At 57.6% G+C, this 24,276-nt stretch carries 15 protein-coding genes; 5 read left to right on the top strand and 10 right to left on the bottom strand.

Features of this window, described 5'->3' with window-relative positions; genetic code table 11:
* Nucleotides 1-131 precede the first annotated feature (131 nt).
* A complete protein-coding gene (locus tag THTE_RS15035) occupies nucleotides 132-1,556 on the top strand; it encodes an MFS transporter (protein WP_157732141.1) in 1,425 nt (474 codons plus the stop codon).
* 3 nt (nucleotides 1,557-1,559) lie between these two features.
* Here the strand turns inward: THTE_RS15035 and THTE_RS15030 are convergent, their stop codons facing one another.
* The 4 genes from THTE_RS15030 to THTE_RS15015 all read right to left on the bottom strand — a co-directional run bounded on the left by THTE_RS15030 (nucleotide 1,560) and on the right by THTE_RS15015 (nucleotide 8,131).
* Nucleotides 1,560-2,567, bottom strand: coding sequence for an ABC transporter permease (locus THTE_RS15030; protein ID WP_095416202.1), 1,008 nt, complete (start codon nucleotides 2,565-2,567; stop codon nucleotides 1,560-1,562).
* A gap of 92 nt (nucleotides 2,568-2,659) precedes the next feature.
* Nucleotides 2,660-4,162: a sugar ABC transporter ATP-binding protein gene (locus THTE_RS15025; protein WP_168175869.1), complete on the bottom strand. Its 1,503-nt coding sequence runs from the start codon at nucleotides 4,160-4,162 to the stop codon at nucleotides 2,660-2,662.
* 30 nt (nucleotides 4,163-4,192) lie between these two features.
* Nucleotides 4,193-5,155, bottom strand: coding sequence for a histone deacetylase family protein (locus THTE_RS15020; protein ID WP_095416200.1), 963 nt, complete (start codon nucleotides 5,153-5,155; stop codon nucleotides 4,193-4,195).
* A gap of 297 nt (nucleotides 5,156-5,452) precedes the next feature.
* Nucleotides 5,453-8,131 (bottom strand): S1 family peptidase, encoded by a 2,679-nt coding sequence (locus THTE_RS15015; protein WP_157732140.1) that lies wholly within the window; start codon nucleotides 8,129-8,131, stop codon nucleotides 5,453-5,455.
* 843 nt (nucleotides 8,132-8,974) lie between these two features.
* Between THTE_RS15015 and glgA the strand changes: the two genes are divergently transcribed.
* Entirely contained in the window at nucleotides 8,975-10,447 is a 1,473-nt protein-coding gene (gene glgA / locus THTE_RS15010) for a glycogen synthase GlgA (RefSeq protein ID WP_095416198.1), read from the top strand.
* Between the two features lie 76 nt (nucleotides 10,448-10,523).
* On the opposite strand, the gene THTE_RS15005 is transcribed toward glgA, so the two are convergent.
* Complete coding sequence (locus THTE_RS15005) at nucleotides 10,524-11,126, bottom strand: cytochrome c oxidase assembly factor Coa1 family protein (protein WP_095416197.1); 603 nt, start codon at nucleotides 11,124-11,126, stop codon at nucleotides 10,524-10,526.
* A gap of 373 nt (nucleotides 11,127-11,499) precedes the next feature.
* Between THTE_RS15005 and THTE_RS14995 the strand changes: the two genes are divergently transcribed.
* On the top strand, nucleotides 11,500-13,047 hold the full coding sequence (locus THTE_RS14995; protein WP_095416195.1) for a class I SAM-dependent methyltransferase: 1,548 nt from the start codon (nucleotides 11,500-11,502) through the stop codon (nucleotides 13,045-13,047).
* Between the two features lie 35 nt (nucleotides 13,048-13,082).
* On the opposite strand, the gene THTE_RS14990 is transcribed toward THTE_RS14995, so the two are convergent.
* Nucleotides 13,083-13,514 carry a DUF2784 domain-containing protein gene (locus THTE_RS14990; protein ID WP_095416194.1) on the bottom strand — a complete coding sequence of 144 codons (432 nt, stop codon included), beginning with the start codon at nucleotides 13,512-13,514 and terminating at the stop codon, nucleotides 13,083-13,085.
* A gap of 494 nt (nucleotides 13,515-14,008) precedes the next feature.
* Between THTE_RS14990 and aroC the strand changes: the two genes are divergently transcribed.
* Nucleotides 14,009-15,181 carry a chorismate synthase gene (gene aroC, locus THTE_RS14985; RefSeq protein ID WP_095416193.1) on the top strand — a complete coding sequence of 391 codons (1,173 nt, stop codon included), beginning with the start codon at nucleotides 14,009-14,011 and terminating at the stop codon, nucleotides 15,179-15,181.
* 53 nt (nucleotides 15,182-15,234) lie between these two features.
* Complete coding sequence (locus THTE_RS14980; RefSeq protein ID WP_095416192.1) at nucleotides 15,235-16,794, top strand: hypothetical protein; 1,560 nt, start codon at nucleotides 15,235-15,237, stop codon at nucleotides 16,792-16,794.
* Nucleotides 16,795-16,906: 112 nt separating this feature from the next.
* Here THTE_RS14980 and THTE_RS18575 read toward each other — a convergent pair whose 3' ends face one another.
* From THTE_RS18575 to THTE_RS14960, 4 genes are all read right to left on the bottom strand, one after another.
* Nucleotides 16,907-19,888: a cytochrome c biogenesis protein gene (locus THTE_RS18575; protein ID WP_095416191.1), complete on the bottom strand. Its 2,982-nt coding sequence runs from the start codon at nucleotides 19,886-19,888 to the stop codon at nucleotides 16,907-16,909.
* A 58-nt stretch (nucleotides 19,889-19,946) separates the two neighbouring features.
* On the bottom strand, nucleotides 19,947-22,136 hold the full coding sequence (locus tag THTE_RS14970) for a hypothetical protein (protein ID WP_095416190.1): 2,190 nt from the start codon (nucleotides 22,134-22,136) through the stop codon (nucleotides 19,947-19,949).
* A 418-nt stretch (nucleotides 22,137-22,554) separates the two neighbouring features.
* Nucleotides 22,555-23,697, bottom strand: coding sequence for a helix-turn-helix domain-containing protein (locus tag THTE_RS14965; RefSeq protein WP_095416189.1), 1,143 nt, complete (start codon nucleotides 23,695-23,697; stop codon nucleotides 22,555-22,557).
* A gap of 48 nt (nucleotides 23,698-23,745) precedes the next feature.
* Entirely contained in the window at nucleotides 23,746-24,090 is a 345-nt protein-coding gene (locus tag THTE_RS14960) for a hypothetical protein (RefSeq protein ID WP_095416188.1), read from the bottom strand.
* Nucleotides 24,091-24,276: the final 186 nt, after the last annotated feature.

Genomic DNA, 24,276 nt, shown 5'->3' with positions numbered 1-24,276 from the left:
ACACCACTTAGTATAGGCAATGGTGTGACGCGCTGGACGGGTTTCCAAACCACAAACTGCAGGCAGCTTGGCACACTGTTACACGTTTTGGTAAAGAAATCGTCGTTTTGGGAAAATTGGTGAGGTCAATTGTGAAGCTTACAGCGACTGTGCAAAAAAAAGATTTCGCACTGAATGGATTGTCCCCACGTTTGCAGCCTCCCAGACGCGTCGGTGTAGGCATTGTCTTTCTTGTCGTCTCTGTGGATTTGCTGGGGTTTGGACTTGTTTTGCCCCTTCTGCCGGTTTATGCCGAGCATCTCATGGCGGGCTACAGCCCGACGATTCAGGGAATGCTTCTTGGTTTTCTGATGACCAGTTTTTCTTTCATGCAGTTTTTATTCAGTCCGCTTTGGGGCAGTCTTTCCGATCGGGTCGGCAGACGCCCGATTCTGCTGGTCGGACTGGCCGGTTCAACCTTTTGCTACACCCTTTTCGCTCTTGCCTGCGCCTGGAGCTCCCTTTGGCTGATGTTCCTCGCACGCATCGGAGGAGGAATCATGGGCGCAACGATTTCCACCGCTCAGGCTTTCGTTGCAGACGTGACGAAAGCCGAACATCGGGCAAGTGGCATGGCTGTCATCGGTACTGCGTTTGGAGTGGGGCTCACGTTCGGACCACTTCTCGGCGCCCTCGCCATGTCGGTGGCTCCTGGAAAGCAGGCGGCGTTAAGTACCCTGCCGGGGTTCATGGGAGCGGGCTTCTCAGCCATGGCTCTCCTCACCGCATTGTTGTTTTTGCCAGAATCGCTCCCTCAACTTCGCCGCAGAACCGCTGAAGGCGCCCATCGACATGTACCCCGATCACACGCTAATTGGCACCTGCTTTTCAACCCCAAAGTGTGGAAGGAAGTCCTTGCGGATCCGGGACTTGCGGCGCTGCTCTGGACGGGGTTTCTGATCGTTTTCGCACTTTCGGGGTTTGAAGCCACGCTCTCCGTCACCCTGGCCGATCTTCGGCAACTCAAGGGAGATCTGCACATGCTGCATCTGAGCCGAGACATCTTGTGGGTCTTTGTTCTGATCGGGTTGACGCAAGCTTTGACTCAGGGTTTCCTTGTGCGTCGGCTCAGTCTTCGATTGTCGGAAAAAACACTTTCCAATATTGGATTGACGGCAGCGGTAGCCGGTTTTTTGGGAATCAGCTTGGCTGTACAACATCCGCAGATAGCTCGTTTTTTGCCGCCAATTCGATTGAGCGCTGAACTGGCTGCAACAATTGTGATCATCGGCAGTGGCATCGTGGCAGCGGGAATGGCTTTCGTCATGCCCGCCGTACAATCCCTCATCTCGCGACGGGTGGATGCGGATCACCAGGGGCGGATTTTTGGGATCGCCAACAGTTTGAGTGCCGTTGCGCGAATTGTGGGGGTTCTCCTCGCATTTCAGGTGAGGGCCTTCCTGTCCGCTGGTCCCTTTATTCTGGCAGTGCTTCTCCTTATTCTGTCCATGGAATTGATCAGGCGATCCGCGACCCAATCTTTGGCCAAGCCCTCACCGTCGGTGTGCGTTCCGTGAGAATCACGGCCGCCGCCGAGCGAGTGCCGCATTGAGAAGCAGCGCCGCCATCAATATCACACCCATCACAAAAGGCCGCGCGAAATCGTCCAGCCGAATCGAGTTGAGCCCGATGTTGAGGACCGTGAACGTGGCGACGCCGACGAGCGTCTTGCCAATCCCTCCTTCACCGCCAAAAAGACTTGTTCCCCCAAGCACAATACACGCCAGAGCGCTGAGCAAAAGATCCTGGTTCTGATCGAGAGTCACACTCGTCATGCGTCCTGCATTGACCAGACCGCCGACACCCGCGGTGACCGCCGAAATCGCCAAGCACGCCGTGACGACCAGCCCTGTTGGTACCCCAGCCAGCCGGGCCGCCTGGCGGTTTCCCCCAGTCATGTACACGTATCGACCAAATCGCGTGTACTGGAGCACCACATGTCCCACGATCATGATGGCACCCGCCAAAAGGGCACTGTAAGGGATGACGGTTAATCCCTCGTGCTCGATGCCCCGATTTCCAATGTCTCCCAACAGGGCCGGGACCCGAAAGGCTTGACCGCGGGTGATGTATCGGGCAGCCCCCTGAGAGATGAACATCATGGCCAGCGTGATGATAAAGCTCGGCAGTCGCGACTTCACCGTTAAGATACCGGAAAGAATTCCCAGCAAGAGGCTTGTGCACAATGGCAGGATGAGGACGGCTGCGACGATTTCGGCCGACGCTACGAAACGCCCTTCCGCGGTTTGCATTGCCCACGATTGGTAAAGCCACCCACAAAAACAGGCCGTCCACAGGGCCACGGTTCCGACAGCCAGATCGATTTCCGCAGCCAAAAGGACAAACGTTAATCCCGTGCTGACAATCGCGAGGACCGCCCCTTGCTGCAAGGCGGTCACCAAGGTAGAGAGCCGAAGGAAGCCAGGGGCGGCAATCCCAAAAAAGACGATCAGCGCAAGAAGCGACGCCACCGGTGCGATATCCTGCGGTTCCCAGCGGAATTTGAATCCCTTTGCCAATGCTGCCATTGCTAAAGTCCTACGGATGCCTTGGGCGAGCCAATTCCTTACTTTTGGTGCAACGCGTGGAGGGGGCAGTTACCTCGGGGTCGCTCTCGGGGTCAAGCCGCCCTGAGCAGTTCGGCCTTTTCTAACCGGCATCCCGCCCATTCCGCAGTCACTTTTCCTCGACTCATGACCATCACGCGATGGGAATGCGCGAGAATGAGTTCCGGCTCCGTGGACGCCAGGATCACGGCCGTCCCCTGCCTGGCAAGCCGCTCTACCAATTGCATCACCTCCGCCTTTGCCGCAATATCCATGCCCCGCGTGGGTTCTTCCAGAAGCAGCACGCGAACCGGTCCCAGCAACCATTTGGCAAACACCACCTTCTGCTGGTTGCCTCCGGACAGATGCTCGACTCTGAGCAGCGGATTCGCCGGCCGACATCCTACCTGTTGCAGGACCGGTTGCACCGCGCGAAGTTCTTTCGCGAGAGTGACCCAATTTCCCACGGCGTGGCGTAGATGGGCGATGGTGACGTTTTTGTACACCTCGCCCCGCAGAAATAGTCCCGCAGCTCGATCCGCCGTTACGAGAACCATCCCCGCACGAACCGCTTTCTGAGGTCTGCCGAGGGGAATCGTTCGCCCCCCAAGAATGATCTTCCCGGAACGTGGTGCCAGCGCTCCCCCCAAAGCCTGAACCACTTCCTGGTGCCCTGCTCCCACGAATCCATAAAGCCCCAAGATTTCTCCGGGAGCGACGGCCAAACTCACGTCCTCGAATATCCCCGGCAGCGTGAGTTTTTCCGCAATAAGCACCGGCGGTGCGGAGACACGTGGAGGGAGCTCGGCCCATTCTTCGCGTTCAGCACCTGTTGAAACCCCACGGCCAATCATCGCTTCCACCAGTTTGTGTTTGGTCAACTCTGCACGGGGAAGCGTGAGCACACGTCGTCCCTCCCGCAAGACGGTGACCCGATCTGAAATTGCCAGAACATCCTCCAAAAAGTGGCTGATAAAAACGATGGCCACGCCTCTTTGTTTAAGCGTCTTGATCAATTCGAAAAGTCGCTCCACTTCCGGAGGGCTCAAAGCACTGGTGGGCTCATCCATGATAAGGATGCGGGCTCCCCGGTGGGCTGCCCGGGCGATCTCCACCATCTGTCTCACTACGAGTGGATATGTATCGAGCCGCCGATCAACATCGAGATGAAGCCCCAGTTCTTTCAAATACTCGCGGGCTTTCTGCCGCATCAAAGGCCAATCCACGAATCCCAGCCGGTTGAGCGGCTGGCGTCCGAGAAAGAGGTTTTCCGCCACAGAAAGTTGGCCGACGCCCGAAAACTCCTGGTACACCATGGCCATGCCCAGATGGAATGCGATCTGAGGGCTGGTGATTTTCACCGGCTGGCCGGCTACGGAGATTTCGCCCTCATAATCAGCCAACGCCCCCGCCAGGATCTTCATGAGAGTGCTTTTTCCAGCCCCGTTGCTGCCCACAACCCCGTGGACCTCGCCCGGATAAAGGTCAAAATCCACGTTCTCCAGGGCAACGATGCCGCCAAAACGCTTGCCGATGCGATGGCATTCGAGAACAGGTCCACGAACGATGGACGTCATATCGCATCGTCGATCGAGTGGTGAGAGCATTCAGGAATTTGCGGACTGGCGGCTCTTCTCATCCCTGTGCACAATTTCCTCAAGGTGGACGGCAAGGCAGTCGGGCATGACCAGACGATTATAGCCACCTTCCAGCACGCTGACAAAACGCCCTTCCGCATAAGTATCTGCCACATCCAGGACCAAAGCAGTAAGTGGTCCGAAGTCTTCGGTTTCCAACCCCAAATTGCCGATGGGATCCAGCCGGTGGGTGTCAAATCCGGCACTCAACAGCACCAACTGAGGTTTTACGAACGCAGCGAATTTGTCCAGGGCTGATTCCAGGGCAGCGAAATACTCCCGCCGCGATATCCCGTAGGAGACAGGAATATTCTTGGTATAGCCGCGTCCAGCACCCTCGCCGATTTCGTCCGCGGCACCAGTACCGGGATAGAAGGGATACCGGTGGATCGAGAGAAATCCCACCCGCGGATCCTCCCAGAACGCCGCCTGTGTTCCGTTTCCGTGGTGGATGTCCCAATCCACGATCAACACTGACTCCAGCCCCAGTTCCCACACCGCCACGGCAGCCGCCACCGCAATGTTATTGAAGATGCAAAAGCCCATCGCCCTTTCGCGGAGTGCATGATGCCCTGGTGGTCGGATCAGACAGAAAGCCCGGCGATCTTCTCCTTTGACCACCCGTTCCACGGCATCGCATACGGCTCCGACGGCTGCCAGGGCAACGTCGTAGGAAGCGGGGCTGCAAATGGTGTCATGATCGAGGTCACCGCCTCCGGATTTGGCAACCGCCCAGACCTCGTCGATATACCGCGGGGAGTGGATCAGGGTGAGCCGGCTTCGGGACACAGGTTTGACCTGGGGTCGGGCGCATCGGGAAAGCAAATTTCTCGCTTCGAAGCGCTCCAGAGCCCCCCGAATCCGGTCCGCCCGCTCTGGATGAGCTCCCGTTTCGTGCTGGAGAAAAATGGGGTCGTAGTACAGCAGTGTCATGCGGAGTTACCAAACGCTCGTACGTTGCATCGGCGCCTCGAGCCGCCCTGCATCCGTGGACACAAGACACCTGTCAAAGCACACAGAACCTGTCAAAAATGTGATTGTCTCAAAGCTCTCGCCGTCGATCAACAAGGTTTCTTTCAGCATTTGCCGGGATCCGCACCGAGAGAGACCCGCGATGCAGGAACCAAGCATCAGACGTGGGCAGAAAAACGGTTCGCGACCAAGTGCGTTGGCTCGGGTGAACTGCGAGTTGCATCCGAGGCCAACCGTCGATCCCGGCTCACGCCGCCGTCAATAATACCAGCGGTAGCCAGAGGGCGGTGGCGGTGGCCAGGTTGTCCTCCGGCGGGTGGTGCGGTAGCTTCGGCGCCGGTAGTAACTTCGATCATACAGCAGGCTCAGCCAGCGCATGCTTTGCACGAACAGGACGAGCAAACCGAGAATTCCGATCATTGTTTCCCATCCCACGTTGAGTTTATTCGTGCTTGCACTCGGCTGCTCCGAAGTGGCTTTAGCATCCGTCGTCGGGTTGGCACCACTGATAATGTTCGAATCGCCATTCGTCTCGGGGGAACCAGACTGCCTGGAACTGGTTGATTCGTCGCCGTTCGAGAATCGCGTACTGGAGGCCGGCCTATTGGCTTGGTCGCTATTTTTTTGTTCCACTCCCTTTGCCACTGTGGCAGAACTCCGCTCGCTTGCAGGAGTCGTTCGCGAATTCTCGCTGCCCGATTGCGTCGATCCAATAATGCTATTTCGCCCTGTGATCTTATTTTCCGCGTGATTTTCCCCATCATTCCATGATGTGTCGTTCTTACCGGCCGAATAAGTCCCGCTTGTCGAAGAGTATTCTTTCGTCCCGTCTCGGTAATACTCACTATTCCTGTATGTGGCGTCCCCGCTTGATGCTGAATTTCTTGAGGAAGATACTCCGGTCCTCTTCTTCATGTTGTCGCCCCCGCCGCTGGTTCCTGTAAACGAGCCGGACTGAGAACCGGCGAATTCCGAATATTTCTCCGAAGTACCCGCCCCGGTATTTCCCTCGCGAGACCAGTTCAAACTTCCGAATTTAGACCCGTCCCCGAAAGCTTGTGATTCCTCAGAATCAGAGTTTGCATCATACACGGGGATCGGCGAATAGTCCCAATTGGAGCCCGAATCGCTGTATTTCTTAGTTTCTTCTCGGCTTTTAATAGTCCGCGAAAGGTCCTCAGACGGCTTTTCCGTAAGACTATCGGTCAACTGGTCCTGTCGGTAAGAATCCCGTGCACCTTTTCCGCTCGCCGTATCTGCACTTTGCGAGGAAGAATCAATGCCGCGCGAGTGCGTGTTGATGCTAGCGGTCGTCGTTGCGCGGGAACGCCGTTCTTCGCGAGAATCTTGCGCGTATCGGTTCCCACTGCTGGAGGAGTTTTTGCCGGAATCGCCCCATTCAGTCACGCTTCTCCGGTCGGCGTATGGCTCTTCCGAAGACTCGTAGGGTCCATTCGACCAGTTATTCCAGGCCTCGTACGGCCGACGCCCACTCTCAACCTGCTGCTGCGCCGTATCCTTCCCAGTCCCCGCGCTGCTCAGGGCGTCCCATTTCCCGGGCGAATATGCCCCCGAGTCGTCATCTTTGGCATAGAGATCCCCGGAATTTCCCGCGTCATTACATGTGGACCGCCGCTCGTAGTCCGGCCAAGAATTGGAATTCGTTTCATCAGATTTTTGGAAAGCACTCAGCCCATAATAGTTCGAGGAATTGTCCAATGCGTCTTTGCCCCTCTGAGCACGAGCATATCCATCTCCGAAGCCGGCGTTTGTTTTGGAGTCATCGCTGTATCCCGTCGAGGAACGCGGTGAGTTGGATGACCCCGCCACGGAACCGAGTCCGGAAGACGCACTTTCACCCGGTGTTTTACTGGAGGAATAACCACCGGCGGCAAGATCAGTTCTGGAATGAGAGTCGGTCACTGTTTCCGCTGGTCGCCAAGCGCTGACGTCGCTGGCCGCGTCTTCGCGCGTTCCCGTATCCGTCCAAGACCTTTCCGAATTCTTGCTCGGAAGCGAGGATTGGGAGAGGGACGACCCGGGCCAGGACGTTGGAGAAGCCCCATTTGTTCCGGTCCCCTGGGATGTGTTCACCTCCACACGTTCCGGGGTGTTATTTGAAGCCGTCAGAGGAAGAGTCACCGGCGGCGATCCAACGGGGGAGGCTGGCTGAGCGGGAATAAGACCTTGTCCTTGCGGAGTTGTTAAACCGTTAGCTGCGGTTCGCCCCGGCGGTCCTACACTGTTGGCAGCGAGCAACAGAGGATCGGGGGGCGGCAACTTGTCAAACACTTCCTTGAGTGGAAAAAGAAAGCTCCTCACTCGGCCGCAGTAGGCCCCCATTGTCTCGCCGAAACCCGATCCGAAAAGAACGCCCGCCAATTCTCCCCGGCCGTTGAAAATCGGGCCTCCTGAGTCTCCCTGGCGGGCGGTCGCTCGAAGCTCGACCAATTCAGCAGGCAAACCGGGACTGGGCGATAAGTACTGTGTGCACGGCCCGTAAGAAATGCGATAATCCCCCTGGCCGTACCCAGCGATCATGAGGACATCACCTGGCTTCGGCGGTTCAACCGCGATCGGCACGGGCCTGGCCCTGGGGCGCCAAATGGCGAGCGCTGCCAAATCCCACTCCCGATCCACCTTAAGAACAGTAGCCGGTGACGCGAATCCATCCGGAAATTGAACAAGAATACTCCCGCGAGCATCTCGCACGACGTGCCAATTTGTCACCACCAGGCCGTGATACTCGTTGACCGCCACAAGGGTGCCCGTGCCCAGGGAAGCCCCGCGTGTATCGAGGGCAATCACTCGGGCAACCGCCGGATGGGGAGTAGCAGGGGTTCCGATATTCCAGAACCAACCTGACGCGGAACGTCCCCATCCCGCGACGGTCAAAACGGCGATCAACAGGTAGCCGGTTGCACGCTGTGCTTTCACATTGATTCCGACACTCGAAAGTTCCTAAGACTGCTCAAAACAGACTCGGAAAACCGCTCCCACACGACGCTCGAACCTGCAATTGGAACATCGTAACCTACGCTGCTTAGCTTCGTTCGGTCAGCCGCGGCAGCCTCCTGGCGCGAGTGCGGAACGGTCCATGCCGTTGCGCTCCGTGAGCGGTGTTTTGTGCCGGCCGAGACATCACTGGATGATCGAGCCGGTGTGCCGCACGTGGTGTTTCATTCAAAGGTTCGCCATCCCTGCGGCATCCGTGCTCCTCCACAGCCGTGAGCGGAGGAAAAGAGCCATCCTTTGGCGGGAACTGGGGGCGGCATGACGCCCCTTCTTCACTGATTCGGCGTGGAGGAGACGGTTCCCAAACTTTTCGCCCGATCGTCCTTCCACCCGATACGTCAGTTACGGTTTCCATCGCACCGTCAACGCCGATAATCCTTCGGATCACTTTCTTCCACAAACCCGACAAAATTGCTTTCCGAAGCCTGATGAGTTCACACCCACCCACAATTTCGGCACAGCCAGTTGGTTGTGTGGCCTCCGCCGCCTACGTAACTGCGCTTGGAGGGGAGTTTACACAACGCGTTCCGCTTTATACATGAAGGGGCGAGCGAGCCGCCCCGTATAAGGACGGAAGGCCGCGTTTTTCCGAACCGCCTCTCACTCAACGGTGAGCTACACTAGTAGGGAACCCCTGATTAATATTGGGCGTACCAATCGGGAGGAACAGCAGTCAAAGAACCAATCTCTCCATCGGGGCCAGCCGGGGCCTGTGACCGCCCTTCCTGAATTGCCGAAATTGATTTGTACCGGGAGGTCAGTCCTGTGAAGATTTTGTTCACCACGAGTGAAGCTGTCCCGTTCGCCACGACTGGTGGTCTGGGGGACGTCTGCGGGAGTTTGCCGTTTGCCCTGGCCGACCTTGGCCACGATGTGCGAGTCATTCTCCCGGCCTACCGATGCGTTTGGTACGTGGGGCGGGAAATCCGACCGTTGAATGTAGAATTCATCGTGGCTGTGGGAAGCAAGACGGTCTCCGGGCGGCTCCTTGAGCACCGTTCGGAGTCCGTTACGTTTTATTTCGTCCAGCAGGATTACTATTACGACCGAGACGCCCTGTACAGTGTTCACGGCCAGGATTACGCCGACAACTGTGAGCGGTTCGTGTTCTTCTCGCGAGCCACCCTGGAAGCCATTCGCCTGCTCGATTTTTATCCCGATATCATTCACGCCCACGATTGGCAGACGGGTCTCGTTCCCGCTTACCTGAAGATCGAGTACGCGTCTTCTCCGCTCTATCGTTCGATGGGTAGCGTCTTCACCATCCACAACATGGCCTACCAGGGGCGGTTCTGGCACTGGGACATGCTGCTGACGGGTCTGGATTGGAAGTATTTCAACTGGCAGCAGATGGAGGCCTACGGCCAGCTCAATTTGCTGAAAACGGGGATCGTGTTTGCAGATGCTGTCAGTACCGTTAGTCCCCGCTACGCCCAGGAGATCCAGACACCTGAATTCGGGGCCGGCCTGGAAGGAGTCATTCAAAGTCGGCGGGATGTGTTATGGGGGATTCTTAATGGAATCGATTACACTGTCTGGAATCCCACCACAGATCCTCATCTTCCCGCTCCGTACGACGAGCATACCGTATGGCAGCAGAAACCGTTCTGCAAGGCAGCACTTCAGAGCGAAGTCGGCCTGCCCCAGCGTCCCCACGTCCCCCTTATTGCGATGATTGGACGGCTGACCCATCAGAAGGGCTTCGATCTTGTGGCCAAGATTCTCCCCGAATGGCTTGAACAGATGGAGACACAATGGGTCATTTTAGGCACTGGCGAGACTCAGCTTGAGACGACCTTCCGTGAACTGGCCAATCGATATCCCGATAAGCTGGCCGTCATTTTCGAGTTCAATCTCCCCCTGGCCCATCGTATCCAAGGTGGAGCCGACATGTTTCTTATGCCCAGCCGCTTTGAGCCGTGCGGTCTGGCACAGCTTCAGGCCCTTAAATATGGCACTGTTCCCGTAGTGAGGGCAATCGGCGGACTAGCAGATACCATCACCGATTGTCGGCCCGAAACCCTGGCAAATGGCACCGCCAATGGCTTCAGTTTCACGGAAGAGAGCCCTCAGGCACTGAGCGAGACACTGAGACGGGCATGCGAGGCCTACCGACAGCCTGAGATCTGGCGACAACTCGTGCTCACGGGAATGCGTCAGGACTGGTCCTGGGCCCGCAGTGCTCCGAGGTACGTTGAGATGTACGAGGCCACTCTGCGACGAATTCGCGGAGGCTGAAAACGGAAACACGATGGTTTCGACGTGGCAGTTACCGCCCCATAAGCTATCTGTTTTTCCCCGGTGCAGGGGATGCTCATTTCTGCGGTGGCTCGGGAATCTTTATCTCCACGGATGGGGCGGGAATCGAAACATTTGGGGGAGTTTCCTCCGATGGCGAAGATTTATCCCCTTGATCCGGGCTCTGGGGGACGGCAGGCGAAGCAGCCGGAGGAGTCCACTTCGGGGCCTCAAGCTCTTTGTCCGCCTGCTCACTCAAGTCAACCAACTGCCGTTCTCCGTTCGAATACTTCACTTCCAGCGTGGTAAGCCCCCACTTTCCGGCAATTCTCTGGGCAACAACATTGACGACTGCTTGTTCTCGCGAACCCTTAACCCGGAAGGTTAGATTAGCGTTCCCTCGCTCGCCACTGACCCTGACGCTGCCCACCGGAAACCAACTTGCCATCTGGATCGGCTCCCCTAAACGGGAAACCACCGTCTGGTCTTTGCGAAGGGTTTCCAGGGCCAGATGGAGTGGCTCACCGCCGAGCCGGGCAAGAAACATTAGACCGGCAACGGCCAGTCCGGCAATGGCGAGCAAGATCAGAACGGCAACAATGGCCAAACGGATGACCCAGCTTTTCGCGCGGCCTTCTAGCTGCGGAGCGGATTGCGTTTCGTTCTGCCAGTCGTTCATGGTCCTTCTTTCCCTGGCAGCAGCGGTGCGGGTTTCACCGATTGTGACGCCTTTTTGCTGTGTTTATCATATGCATCGAGAGGGATCGCGCAAAGAGCAATTTGACGGAAAAGTGATCAGCGATCCTGGCGAGAGGGGCTCATTACTGACCATGCGGCGACTGACGCTTCATGGGACGGGATCCCACAGAAGCCAGGACCAGGCACTCCGGAGTCCGACACCTCCTGGAAAGAGTGAAATCCGGATCGTCGCTTATTTCAGTTAGGCGCAATGGCGGCGAATCAAAGCGTTGTTGGCTGAAGATTTGCCATCGTCCGATCTGCGGCACATCCGGTGCACACGATGCAAGCTATTAGTGGATACTGACGGTGTGATGGCTAACGGCGAATCCCCCGAAACATTGCCTGCAGCGGTAGAAAAGCCCCACCGGCATACAAGCTGGCTCGGGCGCTTGTTCGGCTTTCTTGGTGGCCGCGCGGTGACGGTGGCCACAACTCTCGAGAGACTTCAACACCACTGCCAGCAATGGGCAGACCGAGGTAGCGCTCCCCACACGGTGGTGACGCTGGCCGGGCTCGCAACCGAGACGCTCATGGAGTATGGGCAGCGGGAGGCAGCCTGGCGAACGGCGAGGTGGCTGGAAGCACGCCAGCTTGCGGATGGGTCCGTGTCGGAATCCCGGGCACCGGAAGCGGTTTTTACGGTAACGGCGGCGGCCCTTCGGGCGTGGCTTGCGTGTCTGCCGGAACTGGCCCAATTTGAGTCCTGCGCGCAAAAGGCCGCTCAATTTCTTCGTCAATGGATTGGTGGGGAGGGGCGTGTCGTTCCACCCAAGACGAGAAGCTGGAATTACGAGGGCGCTGATCCGTTTCGGGAACCTCCAGACCTCACCCCCCTTCTCCGCGCGGGACGTCGCTGGCCCGACACCGATTGGACGACGGCGGCCCTTCGGGGGATCGACTACTGGTTGACCCATGGACACCGCCACAGTCAACCGGAAACGACCGCCGCTCTCGTCCGGCGAGCCTTCCTGTACCTGGAGTGGAACCGTCGACAGGAGGCACTTCCGCTGGTCGAGACAATGGATCGACTCCAATTGGCTTCAGGAGCCCTCCCGGAGCGCGAAGGCCAGCGTGTGGTGCACCTTTCCACGGTGGCCCAAGCCGCCCTCATTTGGTTTCGTTTGTACAATCAGGCGCGGGGGGAAAACGCCATGCGGTTTTTGCAGCGCCATCTGATGCCGCATGGATCTCTTCCGGCAACGGTAAACGCTGGTACAAACAGGGATCAAGAAGAAGATCCACTGGCGCTCAAATACTACCTAGATGCCACACTTTGGCGTGTCCGATGTTTTGCCCACGCTAAGCTTCGCGAAGAGGTCCCCTTAGACGCTTCAGATCCCCGATTGCAAAAAGCCAGGAGTTGGGCACAGGGGCTGCCCGCTGGTGCGTTTGTGGCCGACCTGGGCTGCGGAACCGGCCGCTATTTGCGCTATTTGGCAAGCTGGTTTCCGCAGTTGCGGTGGGTGGGGATTGATTTCTTGCCTGAAGCCCTTGAGCGGGTGCCAAAAGGGATCAAAACCGTCGAGGGCAGCCTTCTTCGCGTCCCCGTACCAGAGGCGGCATTTCACGGGGTGCTCATGGTCGACACACTCGCCGATGTTCTATTACCCCAACAGGCTCTTCTCGAGGTGGTCAGAATTCTCCGTCCCGGGGGTCGCCTGCTTATTATCGAACCGGTCGCAAAAGGGCGCCTTTGCCCGGAAAGTCCATGGGCCGAGCCTGTGACCCTCCAGCAGGTCGAAAAGCTATTACGTGAAACCTGCCAGCAGACGCATGCGGAAACGTTTGTTGTATCGGGCGGAACTTTTTCCAGCAGGTCTTACGCGGCCATTAGTGCGACAAAAATGCCGCGATCGTGACAGAAGTGCGGCGCGTATCCAACACATTCTGCATTTCAATGCCTCAGGGCAGGCCGGTGATCGGAAAGCCTCAGCCACGCGGGAAGGATTGGCGGGACGAGAATGAGGGTGAGCGCGGTCAAAAGTGCCACACTCGTATAGGCTACTAAGAAGACCCAGCTCGGGCACTCGTAATACAGAAGCGATTCCACCAGCCGACCGACAAATGTCCCAGAGTAGGTCTCCTGTCCGGCGAGGGAGCGAAGGTAGTTCTCCAGATGGGTGAGGGGACAGATGACTCCGATCCACGCCTGAAAGGCTACTATCCCGATCATCAATAAATGGACGACGCGGAGCCAGAACCATCTTACCCAGTTCCAGTTCAAAAACCTGCCCACCGGAATAAGAACAAGCAAGACGATCACTGTGAGCACGTAAGCGAGGTGCAGTGTCACAACAAGGTCGGCAAGATAGCCGTAAATTGCCATAGTTGGGTTACTCCGCGCTTTGATGGTATTCGCCGGATACTCGGTTGCCCCTCTGCCCCCTGTTTTGCGGGAAACAGTTTTTGGGTTGCCCGCCATGACCACTGGTCAAGCGGGATTGCGTTTGACGGATGCTCACCAGCAGCCGCTCTGATCGCCCCTATCTAATCGGACACTTCAGCACGGGCAGTTATTCCCGCTTGTGAAGCAAATGGCTGAGAGAAATCCCTTGTTGCCTCCGGCTCGGAATTTTTAGGAGCTGACGTTCTGAGATCGACAACTCCTTTGGCCTGGGACTTCCGAGATGTTTCGGATAAAATGCTGGCAGAATGGCAAATTTCCGTGCCATGGTTGCGTCGCGATTAGCTGCTCCAGCGTGCAAGTTGATTAGGTTGATCAGAATAGGCTAGACGCCCTTAGTTGCCGCACTGACGCAGTCTAGCTAATTGGTTTATTTCTCTCAGAATAACTCGATCCATATCAGCAAGAATATCACTATGCTAAGGTACTGGACCGCCGGTGAATCTCACGGGAAAGGCATTTTGGCGCTAGTGGACGGGTTTCCCGCCGGAATATCAATCGATGTGACGGTCATCAATCAGGAACTCGCTCGGCGGCAGGGGGGATATGGTCGCGGCGGCCGGCAACGGATTGAAAAGGACGAGGCCGAAATTCTCAGCGGGACGTGGCGAGGTGTAACCCTGGGAAGTCCGATTGCCATTTGGGTGCCCAATCGGGATTACAAAATCGAGAAGATGGAGGACCTAGATCGGCCTCGACCTGGCCATGGCGATCTCAGCGGTAGTATCAAGTACCACTCCTCCATCCGGGGGATACTCGAGCGAGCGAGTGCTCGAGAGACGGTCGGCCGGGTCGCTGCTGGCGCTCTTGCCCGCCAACTCCTATCCGCGCTCCAAATCGACGTTTTGGGTTACGTCGTCCAGATTGGACCAGTGCAACTGCCCCCTCGGTCGGGAACGCTGGCAGAACTTCGCAGCATTCGAGACGGCAGTGAACTGTATTCCCTTTGCCCAGAAAAGGACCCCGAGGCCAAACAGCTTATCGACGCCTGCCAAAAACGTGGCGACACGCTGGGGGGAATTGTGGAAGTCCGCGTGGAAAACCTGCCTTTTGGGCTGGGTACCCATGCTCAGTGGGATCGGAAATTAGACGGCCGGCTGGCGGCAGCCGTCATGGCGATTCAGGCAATCAAGGGGGTCGAGATTGGACTGGGTTTCGAGGCTGCCCGTCGCTTCGGCTCCGAGGTCCACGACCCCATCCGGTTTGATCCTGCGCGAATCCACGAACGGTGCTTCGGGTTCGTTCGGCCAACCAACAATGCGGGAGGCCTTGAAGCGGGAATGACCAATGGTCAACCGGTGGTTGTCCGCGCCGCGATGAAACCGATCAGCACCCTCGCTCGGCCTCTGGAATCGGTGAATCTGCGAACCAAGCAGCCAGAGCAGGCAGCCTACGAGCGGAGCGACGTCTGTGCGATTTCTGCTGCCAGCGTGATCGTGGAAAACGTCGTGGCCTTTGAAATTGCTGCCGCCGTGATCGAGAAGTTCGGTGGCGACCATATCGAGGAAATCCAGCAGCGCATGCAACTGTTTGAAAAGATGGTCCGCGAACGGCTGCAACTGGGGGAGCACCCGGAGGTTCCTCACTAATACGGCCGGGAACTTCACAGGGAGCTGGAAACGGCAGGGCAAGGAGGCCAATTATGAAGAACACCCTCGTCAAGAAGGTGCTGGCGAGCAGCCTCCTTTTCGTCTGGATAATTCCTACCCTCGTCATTTGCACCAGCGCGTGGATGACCAGGACCGCGTCCTCCACCTTGCCATTCGCCGATCGCCTGGCCCTGCTCTTCGGCACAAATGTCCAAATTGGTTCAGTGGAACGTCCCCGGCCGGGTGTCCTGCGCTTAAAAAACGTATGCCTTATTGACCCGTGTACACGCATTTCCGCGTTCCAGGCGAGCACTCTCACGGTAACGTCCCACTCCGAGGAAGAAATCTGGTTGGTCGACCAAGCCGTGATGACCTGCGACGGCCTGAACCTCCTCCGGCAAGCCCTCGAATACCGCATATTCACTCTCACAGGGCGGCGCCGGATTTCTGTTTCGTGCCAGGAACTCGTCCTTCAGAACGGAAAAAGCCAGCATGCGCCACATGGTGCCCGGAGCGAAACGAATCTGCAAATTCCGAGCACCGCCGTTTGGAGAGGACGGCTCGAGGCTGAGTGTGATCCCACCGCAAGCACGCTTCACGTCAGATTGTTCGACAAGAGTGGCAGTGCCAGGGTAGCGGACGCACCGCCCCGCGGCTCCGCCGAGTCGCCCGATTCGCAGAGCATGCCCGCCCTCGCCACTGCACTCCTCGAGTGGAGTCTGTTGGGAACTCGCGAAGGGATTTCGGAACGTCTCGCCGTCAACGCCCCACTTCCGTTTTTTCTCGTTGAGCCGTGGCTTCCCATAGCCATGGAGAGAGCCCAAGTGTACTGGCAGCCGAAAGAACGCGGAGGGACGTTCGCCCTCGCGGGTCCTACCGTAGCATTCGCTCTCGGTGGCTTATTTCAACTGAAAGAGCTTAGCTTTTTCGGAAACATTGTCAGCTCCGGCACCCTAGTTGCCCCGGGAAGGATTCAATGGCATGTCGCTGTCGCCGGTCAATCAGCGTGGCGCGACGCATCCCCGGGCATCAGTGGAATACTCGGGGGAATTCCTCATCAATCGGGCAGGTTGGACATCCTGCGTATGGAAGCGATTGATGACAGGTTAACCTTCGCTGATTACCTCATCCACCTTGAGACGGGATGGCTCAGGACTGACCAGGCAATCACAACGGGCGCACTTTTAGAACGGTGGTTCGCAACGCCGGGTTCGCTCGAAGAGGGTGTTTTTTGGCCGGGTCGTGTCCTTTTCACGGAGTATGGTGCGCCTGGCTCATCTGAGGACGGGAACCAGGTGACAGAACGCCCCGCAGCAGGATTCTTCCCCTTCATTGATGAAGAACAACCATTCGAAGGGGAGAACACCGGAAAACTCTCCGTCAGGGACGGTATTCCGTTCGATTCTTTTGATCTGCGGGTGAGTTGGGACGCCGATGGCATTCGGCTCCTGCCCTCAGCGGAGAGCGATAGCTCGTGGATCGTTGCCCGCTGGCAGGGTCTTCCAGTCCTGGCCCTCAACGGTGAGGCGTTGGGTTCACGAATTCCGTGGGGTTGGGTTTTGCAACAGGCAATGACCAGGTCGGGAGAGCCCGGGTCATCTTGGGGGCGGTGAATGGCCAGCAGAAGCGACCGACGACACACCGAACTTCACGGGACTTTATCCGTGCCCGACTGGACGTTCCGCCAGGCGGCTTCCCGCTGCAACTGAACTCCACGTGTCAGCTTTAGGAAACCGCCCCAACCTCGTGCGGCTTGCGATGCTGTTCACCAGCGGAGGCGCCCCTCGTCTGCGGGGTCATTTGTTCGCGATGGGTTTCTCGACGGTACCTCGCCCAGGCCAAGCCAACAAAAAGCAAGTTTGCGGTGAAGGCTGCCACCACATAGAGACCACCCCCGCTGCCCTCACCCGCGTAGGCATGAAGCCCAGCAGGCATGAGGAAATTCGTGCCGTACCAGGCCCAGACTACCGAGATCATACCAAACACAGAGCCGGCAGCCATTCCAAAGGTGTTCACCCAGCCTGCGTAGCGACCGTGCAGAAGCGCCATGTAAACCAGAATGGAAATCAACGCCCAGACTTCTTTCGGGTCCCATCCCCAGAAACGGCCCCAGGCGCGATCTGCCCAAACACCCCCCAGGATTGTGCCGGCTGTGAGCAGGATGACCGCCACCTGCACACATTTGTAAATGTACTGAGCAAGGGTGTAGCAAGGCTCCGGTGCCTCGACAAATGCGGCCGTGGTGGTCGTTCCTCCCTGTGCCCGATGCCGTTCTCCCCTCAAGCGACGTTCTCCCGGCTCAAGGTAGCGGTAACGCCCAAAAAGATAGTAACCGAGGGCGATGTTTCCCAGTCCCCAGGCAAGGAGGCCGGCCCCGTAGCCGGCCGTGACTGTCAGCACATGGGCAAACAACCAGAGCCGATCTCGCAACACGGGCTGGAGGGCTTCGATGCCCTTATCCCAAACCGGTGAAAAGTACGCAATGACAGCGGTCAGAAACGCCAGGCCGGCTGCTGCTATGGCGAACGGCGACCGCTGGACGACATGGTCGATCTTTGCACGGAGTTCAGGTCCCCGAAGAGCTGCGGGAATCGTGGACAGAGCAGCGACGGCGGCAGCCGCTAGGAACCGTGGTGCCAGCCACACAATGCACAGAAGAATACACATCCCCACCAGCCATCCCAGAATATTCATGACTACCGAAGTGAGGGATGGTGTGCCGAGGGATCGCGTGATCTCCGGAACCAGGTCGAACATGGCGCGACTCTTGCCCACGTCGTACGGGACAACTGCCAAGTAGTAAAACAGCACCCCGCCGAGGATCAGCCGTCCGGCGACGATCCCCCCTTTAATTGCTCTTCCCATCACTCCGGAACCGAGATTCTCATCCGGCGCGATGCGTGCCAAAGGCTCAAAGCGAAGCGAGACAAAACTCCACGCACGGCGCACCGCTTCCCCAAGCACCGGCTGGACGACAAACCAGATCCCCAAAATCCCGATAACGAACGACACAAAAACAATCGACTCGAACATGTTTGTCACGGGCGCCCAACCGGAAATGGCCACCCGCATTCCAAATCCCACAGCCGTGATCACCTGCGCCAACACCAACACACCCAGCCCCACAAATAAAGCTACCCGGCGCACGCGGCCGACGCTAAGCAGTAGAATTCCAAACGCGCAAAGATTCGTGATCCATGCCCAGCGGAACGGGTCGAAGGCGTTATAAAAGACTTCCAAATCCGTATACCCGGAAGGCGGATAGGCCGTTTGCGCCAGCAAGTCGTGATGGGCCTCGTCCACGGGAAGTTTGCGACGTTCTGGCTCTATAGAGCGTCCAAGATCCGCCAAAAGCCCGGCGAACTGGGCCAGACTTTGCGAAACGTTGTCCGTTTCTGCCGGATCATGGGATCGGTACGCAGCCGCCGCCTTTTCAAACCACTGGCGAGCTTGCTTTATCCTAGCCAGGTCATAGCCACGCAACACGTCGGGCGATCCATAGAGCACCGCCCAAAGGCTCAACCACGGCGACACCGGTTCTCCCGTTTGCGTCTCTGTGGAGAGGCACGCCGGAATCATCGCTGGCAGCACATTCGGGACGCTTCCCGTGTCGTAGATCATCGGTCCCAGGGCCTCCAGTTCCTGGGCAACGGTATGCACGCGACTCGCCAGCAAGCGGAGCTGACTGCGAAGCGAATCCAATCGCTGGGCATCACCCTCACTCCGCACGTTGACCTGAAATGCTCGATGACGGAGAGACTCCAACTCCAGGGCGATTCGCCGTACTTTTGGCTGGAGACTCGCTACGCGGCGATCAAGCTCACTCACGGAAATCGTGTCGATCGAGTTGCTCAGCGCGGCGAATTCTCGAGCAACTTCCTCCACGAACTGCTGAGCCTCTTTCCCATTCCGTGCGGCATCATCGGTTGATTGGGTCTGTCCAGCATCCTCACCGAGTCGGAGAGCTCCCATCTCTGCCAGTTGCGTTATCTGGGGCTGCACACTCTCCCACAAATCAACCAAGCGTTCCACTCGCCGGGGAACCGGGTGCACAACTTTAATTGGCGGCGAAAAACCCACGCGAGAGTCCGGTCGGGGGATGAACGTCAACAGCCGGTACGTGGCATAAGCATCCCACAACCTGGCGACGTGCAGATCTAACCCCGTCATGCGAAAACGCCCACCGCGATCTTCGACCTCTTTGCGGCGCCGGCTCAGGTCACGCAGATAGTTTTCAAACGCGACTGACTTCTCGACGTCTTGCGGAGTGACGTACTTGAGGCGGTGACCGGATACATCCGTCAGCGGCACGCCCAGCAACTGGCTCCGCAAGGTTTCATGCGTTGCCGCGAGGAAAGGAACATTCTCCCACTTTTCCGGCTCGACCAACCAGCTAAACACCAATTCGGGGGCCGACCAGGTTCTCGGCCGCCCGTCGGGAAACAGCTTTCGCATCGCCTCGTTGTCGGACAATCCTGCCGGGGGCGCCAACGTGGGATTGACCCGACCAGTGATCTTCTCAACAATTCGGCGGGCAAAGGTATCCATCGGCTTGATACGCCCGTCCTCGAACAGAGGTAGTTTCTGCCACGCCGACCAGTCAATTCGAGTCGGCTCAGCCCCTCGAACTGACCCACTGAGTCCAAATGCCGCCAACGGTAGCAGCAACGTAAAAATGCAGAAACCAGTGAGGGCCCGTTTTTTCATTCGAACAAGCTCCCGAGAAAACACTGATATCGTCCCGAAGAAGGTTTTTTCACGCCTATCACGAAGAAAGCAATGCCACCCGATCTGAGTGCTCGCCCCGCGCTATTGTCGCCTTCCCAGCGGAAGACTCTGGCTCGATTTCCTTTTTCCGAGGCCGAAACATGTACGCCCTCATGAGATACATGACGATAATCCCCCCCACAATCAACAAAGAACCCATGTATTTGAAACCCCGCCCCGGGTCATAATTCACACTCAGCGTCGAGACATAGAGCTCATCGGGGGCATTGCGCCCCCCAACGACACGCTCGTAAATGGGATCTCCCGGTCGAAACGGCCCACTGAAACTTTCCTGATAAAGACGGTAACTGCGTCCCGTAAGCGGATCGATCACGTTGATCGGATGATTCAGGGTGATGAGAACTTTGGAGTGGACAAGCCGCAAGGTTTCCCCCGTCTCGGGATCAATCTCGACCGGTCCGGCAAGCTCCTTCCCAGTAGCCTTCAAAATTCTTTCTGGAACATACAGATCGACCAGGCTAGCATAGTGCGACGGTTGATTGGTGCCGGGATCCAATCGCCGCTGAAATTCCAGCAATTTGACCCAGAACCCCACATCCACAGCATCATACTTGGCGGTTAGCTCAATTTGTTCACCGCCATGTACCAGCCGACATGCTTCGTCGAAATTGAGAGGAGCACTAGCACCACGCGGCAAGACCGCCAGCCACATCTCCTGGGTGTTGGAGCCCGCTGTGAGCCGAATCTTCACCCTAGGCTCCGTCATGCGAGCCCCCTTGCGGAACGGCATCGGCACGACCACTTCCTGATCTGGGCGGGAAGGGTCAAACGGGAGGAAAGTATTGACGACAATTCGTGCTGCATAGCCCCGGCCGGTGTCCACCGAGACAACCCGTCCATTCAGCGGCACCACGCCGGTTCCCAAAAACTGTGGCGCACGCCATGCCCGGTAATAGAGTTTTTCTTCGGGCCCCTGGCAAATTTCGATCCGGGGATGATCCGCGCCATCCGTGGTCTCCGGCCTTAATTGAAAGGCGAGCCTGCGATCGCGAAACACGCTGGAAAAATCAACCCAGTACGCTCCAGCAACGCGAAGCTTTCGAGCAGGTCGATTAAACTCCGGCAAATCCGCAAACAGGATTAGATCGTCCTCCTGTCCCTCGGAATTCCTCAGTCGGATTTGGACAGACTGAAGCCGGGGATCCCGCGACAGAGCGATGATCTCAAACCCCGACTCGCCCAAGGTGTAGCGCTGCTCCGAGTTTTCAGTCTCCGGGATTGGTACGACGTAGCGGGTCCTGTTGTGCACCAGAACGACCTGACCGACCTCGCTAACCTCGCCCTCGGGATAGCTCAGGAGAAACGCATCCTTCTCGAACTCATCCAGAGCGGCACACAAAATGACACGAGTCCCGTCCGGCAAGGACATTCTCGAACCGATGGCCGCGCTTTCTCCGCCCGGAAAACGGCCAAGCTGAATGTTCAACTCCAATGGTTGCCAAGGACGGATCCAGGTGTTGCCGGTGGGAACCGAGACGTATCCTCCCAGATACCCTCCTTTAATCCGCCGCGAATCGGCGTAGTAATCCAGCACTTCCAGTGTGATCTCACCGGCGCGGTAAACAACTCCATGATCCCGGTGTGCGAGGCTCCACGGCAGCATCGGCAGCTTACCCGGCGGAGCCCACAGAAGATGTGTCCACGACGTGGAGAAATCCCGCCAATTGAATGGACCTGCCCGAAAAGGGATACGCACCACTTTCCCTACTCGTTCCCCCTCGGCGTTCGACGGCGGCAAGCGCTGAATCTCAAAGTGGAGGTTGTCCTCGAACGCGAGGTGGTTCATCGTCCCTTCATAGACCGAAAGCTGGGCGTCGATACCGTGCCGGGCTGTCAGCAATGAGCCGGTGAGAAGCACAAGGATGCCTGCATGAGTAATCACAAATCCTGTCTGGTAGCGCTTCCACGGAAACCGAACCGCCGCAGCGCAGAATACGTTGACACCCAAAAGCGTCCCGAGGAGTGCAAACCACCACGATCGGTACACGGCGAATCGCGCCGCCGGCGCCCCAAAAGTTGTTTCGATAAACGTCGCCGTCGCCAGCACAATGATCAGACTCACGATGACAATCACCGCCAACCGCAGTGAGGCAAGAAATTCTACCCCTGCGAGGAGAAGTTGGATTGCAAACGGCTGGTCGGGACGACGTAAGCGGGGACGCGGCATCTCCGGAAAACCCTCACGCCGGGTAAATCACAGTTACGTGCGACATGATATGGAAGTACATTCGGAAAACATGCGGTAGCCGGAGAGCGATTTATCGGGCTGAATCTCCCTCTCCTGTACGCAGCCGGGCACACCTTGGCTCAATCGACGGCGTCCTGAACTCTTGTGAAAACCAGGCCTGCCACAGAGTTGGTCTTCAAACGCCTCGCCAAAGGTTGAAAGGCGCTGGACACATCCTTCTTAGCGATTATAGGCCGGATGGCAAGAAAAGACACGACACATGGGGCTGACAAGGTCCCGGCGACGTCGCTTCGCGATTGCGCACAAAATCGGCCCCTCTCAACACGTTTCGAGGGGCCACCATCGCAGGAACTGTTTCGGAAACTTTATTGCCTCAAAGTGTCGAGCAATTGTTACATCACTTGGGAAGCACACTCAGGATCGAATCCATAATGAAGCTGTTCAGGGAAAAGGGCCCATGCCAGCTCCACATGTTGCGGACGAGGTCGAAGCACATCATCCCGCACAATCCGAGCAGGACCGTGCAGACGATCAGCATCGTGACCCACAACGTTCCCCAGGGAGCCTCGGCAGCTGGCATCGCGGCGACGGCAGCCGCGGTCGGGGCTAAAGCTGGCGTCACCGGCGTAACACCCACAGGGGGAACACCCGCCTGAACCGGTGGGACACCTGGGGCCACCCCAAAGGGAGCCTCCGCTGTGGGGCCCAGCAACTCGGCCATCCCCGGGGACGACCCGGTCGACGGCTCCGTATCCAGAGCGATGACCTGCGATCCGCTCTCAGTTTCTTCTTCTTCCATCTCGTCGAAAGGTGTGAGCTGGAACTCATCGTCTCTTTTTAACTGTGTCGGGGCCTCGGTGTCCACCGATTCATCTATCGCTAGCATGTCGTCATGATCAAGCTCCAGCGAATCGTCGGTGGGAACCAGCTCCAGCTCGCTTTCCAGTGAAATACCGCTGTCATTTGTGTCCATGAGCGACAGCCCGCTGTCACTGCCCAGCGTAATGTCGCTTCCACTGCCGCTGCCACCGATGACGACATCGTCGTCTTCCAACTTTTCACCCCCCAAATTCACTGCCGAATCCGTGCCTGCGACAGGTGGAGAAGTTTCGGCTTCCAGCGGGAGAAGTTCGTCCTCAAACGGTGATACGATCCCCTGCCCGTCCGTCCCCTCGGTCACAGTTCCGCCACCTTTGGCCGCAATGTCACTCCCCGTAACTTTCACATCGCTGGCCGACTCCTTGGGGGTCGGCGTTCCTCCGATCACCGTACCCGAGCCACTTGTACCCAGATCGGCCGGAGCAAGGTCCTCATCAAGGAGGACAATTTCGTCATCGCTGGACGGCGTATGGTGAGCTGGACGCGTCGCATCGGCGCGAAGCTTGAGCTTCAACGCCTCGATGTCCTCCGCCCGATATTTCCAGTCGTTGCCGTCGCGGAATCCGCGAATCTCGTTCCGCTCCCGCATGGCATTCAAATCTGCCGGAGCGAGCCCCAAAAGCTCCGCAGCCTCTTTCGTCGTGTAGAATTTCTGAGCCATGATTGCCGTCCTCGACGTGATGAGTGTTGACGCGTTCCCGTCTCCCAGTCAGGGTGTTTTCCAAAGCGACTCCAGTTCCCGCGGCGACGGCGCATCCGTGTTAAATTCCGTCATCAGAAGGTCGTACCGAACATTCCGTACGCTCTTCAGGCTGATCCGGCCGTTCGCCAGATCAACGTGGTACACAGCCATGGCCTGAGTGGATGGATCAATGACAACAATCTGCTGAACCCGATCCGTCGCCGTGGAATGAGTTATCCATCCACCACTCCCGGCCGTGGGCGTGCCCGAATCACGACGGCTCACGCCCGACTCACTCGAACCCCAAAGGAACGCCGTGCCGGCGAGTACCGCCACAACCAAGACGACCCCCAATAAAATGTGCGTCTTCATGACAAGTCCTTTCCTCGGAAAATCGCAGATGGGCCGTCTCTTTTCCATTGTAAAACGACCCAGTTAGCCGTCAACAAAAATCCACTCTTTTGCGAGGTAGCCCCATACCCCTGGCAATAAGCCTGCACGTCCGGCCGGGCACTGTCAGACTAAACACCGCCCAGGCGCCATCAGTTTAAACCGGGA

The organism is Thermogutta terrifontis (assembly GCF_002277955.1).
Taxonomy (GTDB): Bacteria; Planctomycetota; Planctomycetia; order Pirellulales; family Thermoguttaceae; genus Thermogutta; species Thermogutta terrifontis.
This window is presented reverse-complemented; position numbering and strand designations above follow the sequence as displayed.

Bases quoted from the DNA above. Each gene is read 5' to 3' on its own strand.
- THTE_RS15030 (WP_095416202.1), bottom strand. From the start codon at position 2,567: ATGGCAGCATTGGCAAAGGGATTCAAATTCCGCTGGGAACCGCAGGAT.
- THTE_RS15025 (WP_168175869.1), bottom strand. From the start codon at position 4,162: ATGACGTCCATCGTTCGTGGACCTGTTCTCGAATGCCATCGCATCGGC.
- THTE_RS15020 (WP_095416200.1), bottom strand. From the start codon at position 5,155: ATGACACTGCTGTACTACGACCCCATTTTTCTCCAGCACGAAACGGGA.
- THTE_RS15005 (WP_095416197.1), bottom strand. From the start codon at position 11,126: ATGAACGACTGGCAGAACGAAACGCAATCCGCTCCGCAGCTAGAAGGC.
- THTE_RS14995 (WP_095416195.1), top strand. From the start codon at position 11,500: ATGGCTAACGGCGAATCCCCCGAAACATTGCCTGCAGCGGTAGAAAAG.
- THTE_RS14990 (WP_095416194.1), bottom strand. From the start codon at position 13,514: ATGGCAATTTACGGCTATCTTGCCGACCTTGTTGTGACACTGCACCTC.
- aroC (WP_095416193.1), top strand. From the start codon at position 14,009: ATGCTAAGGTACTGGACCGCCGGTGAATCTCACGGGAAAGGCATTTTG.
- THTE_RS14980 (WP_095416192.1), top strand. From the start codon at position 15,235: ATGAAGAACACCCTCGTCAAGAAGGTGCTGGCGAGCAGCCTCCTTTTC.
- THTE_RS18575 (WP_095416191.1), bottom strand. From the start codon at position 19,888: ATGAAAAAACGGGCCCTCACTGGTTTCTGCATTTTTACGTTGCTGCTA.
- THTE_RS14970 (WP_095416190.1), bottom strand. From the start codon at position 22,136: ATGCCGCGTCCCCGCTTACGTCGTCCCGACCAGCCGTTTGCAATCCAA.
- THTE_RS14965 (WP_095416189.1), bottom strand. From the start codon at position 23,697: ATGGCTCAGAAATTCTACACGACGAAAGAGGCTGCGGAGCTTTTGGGG.
- THTE_RS14960 (WP_095416188.1), bottom strand. From the start codon at position 24,090: ATGAAGACGCACATTTTATTGGGGGTCGTCTTGGTTGTGGCGGTACTC.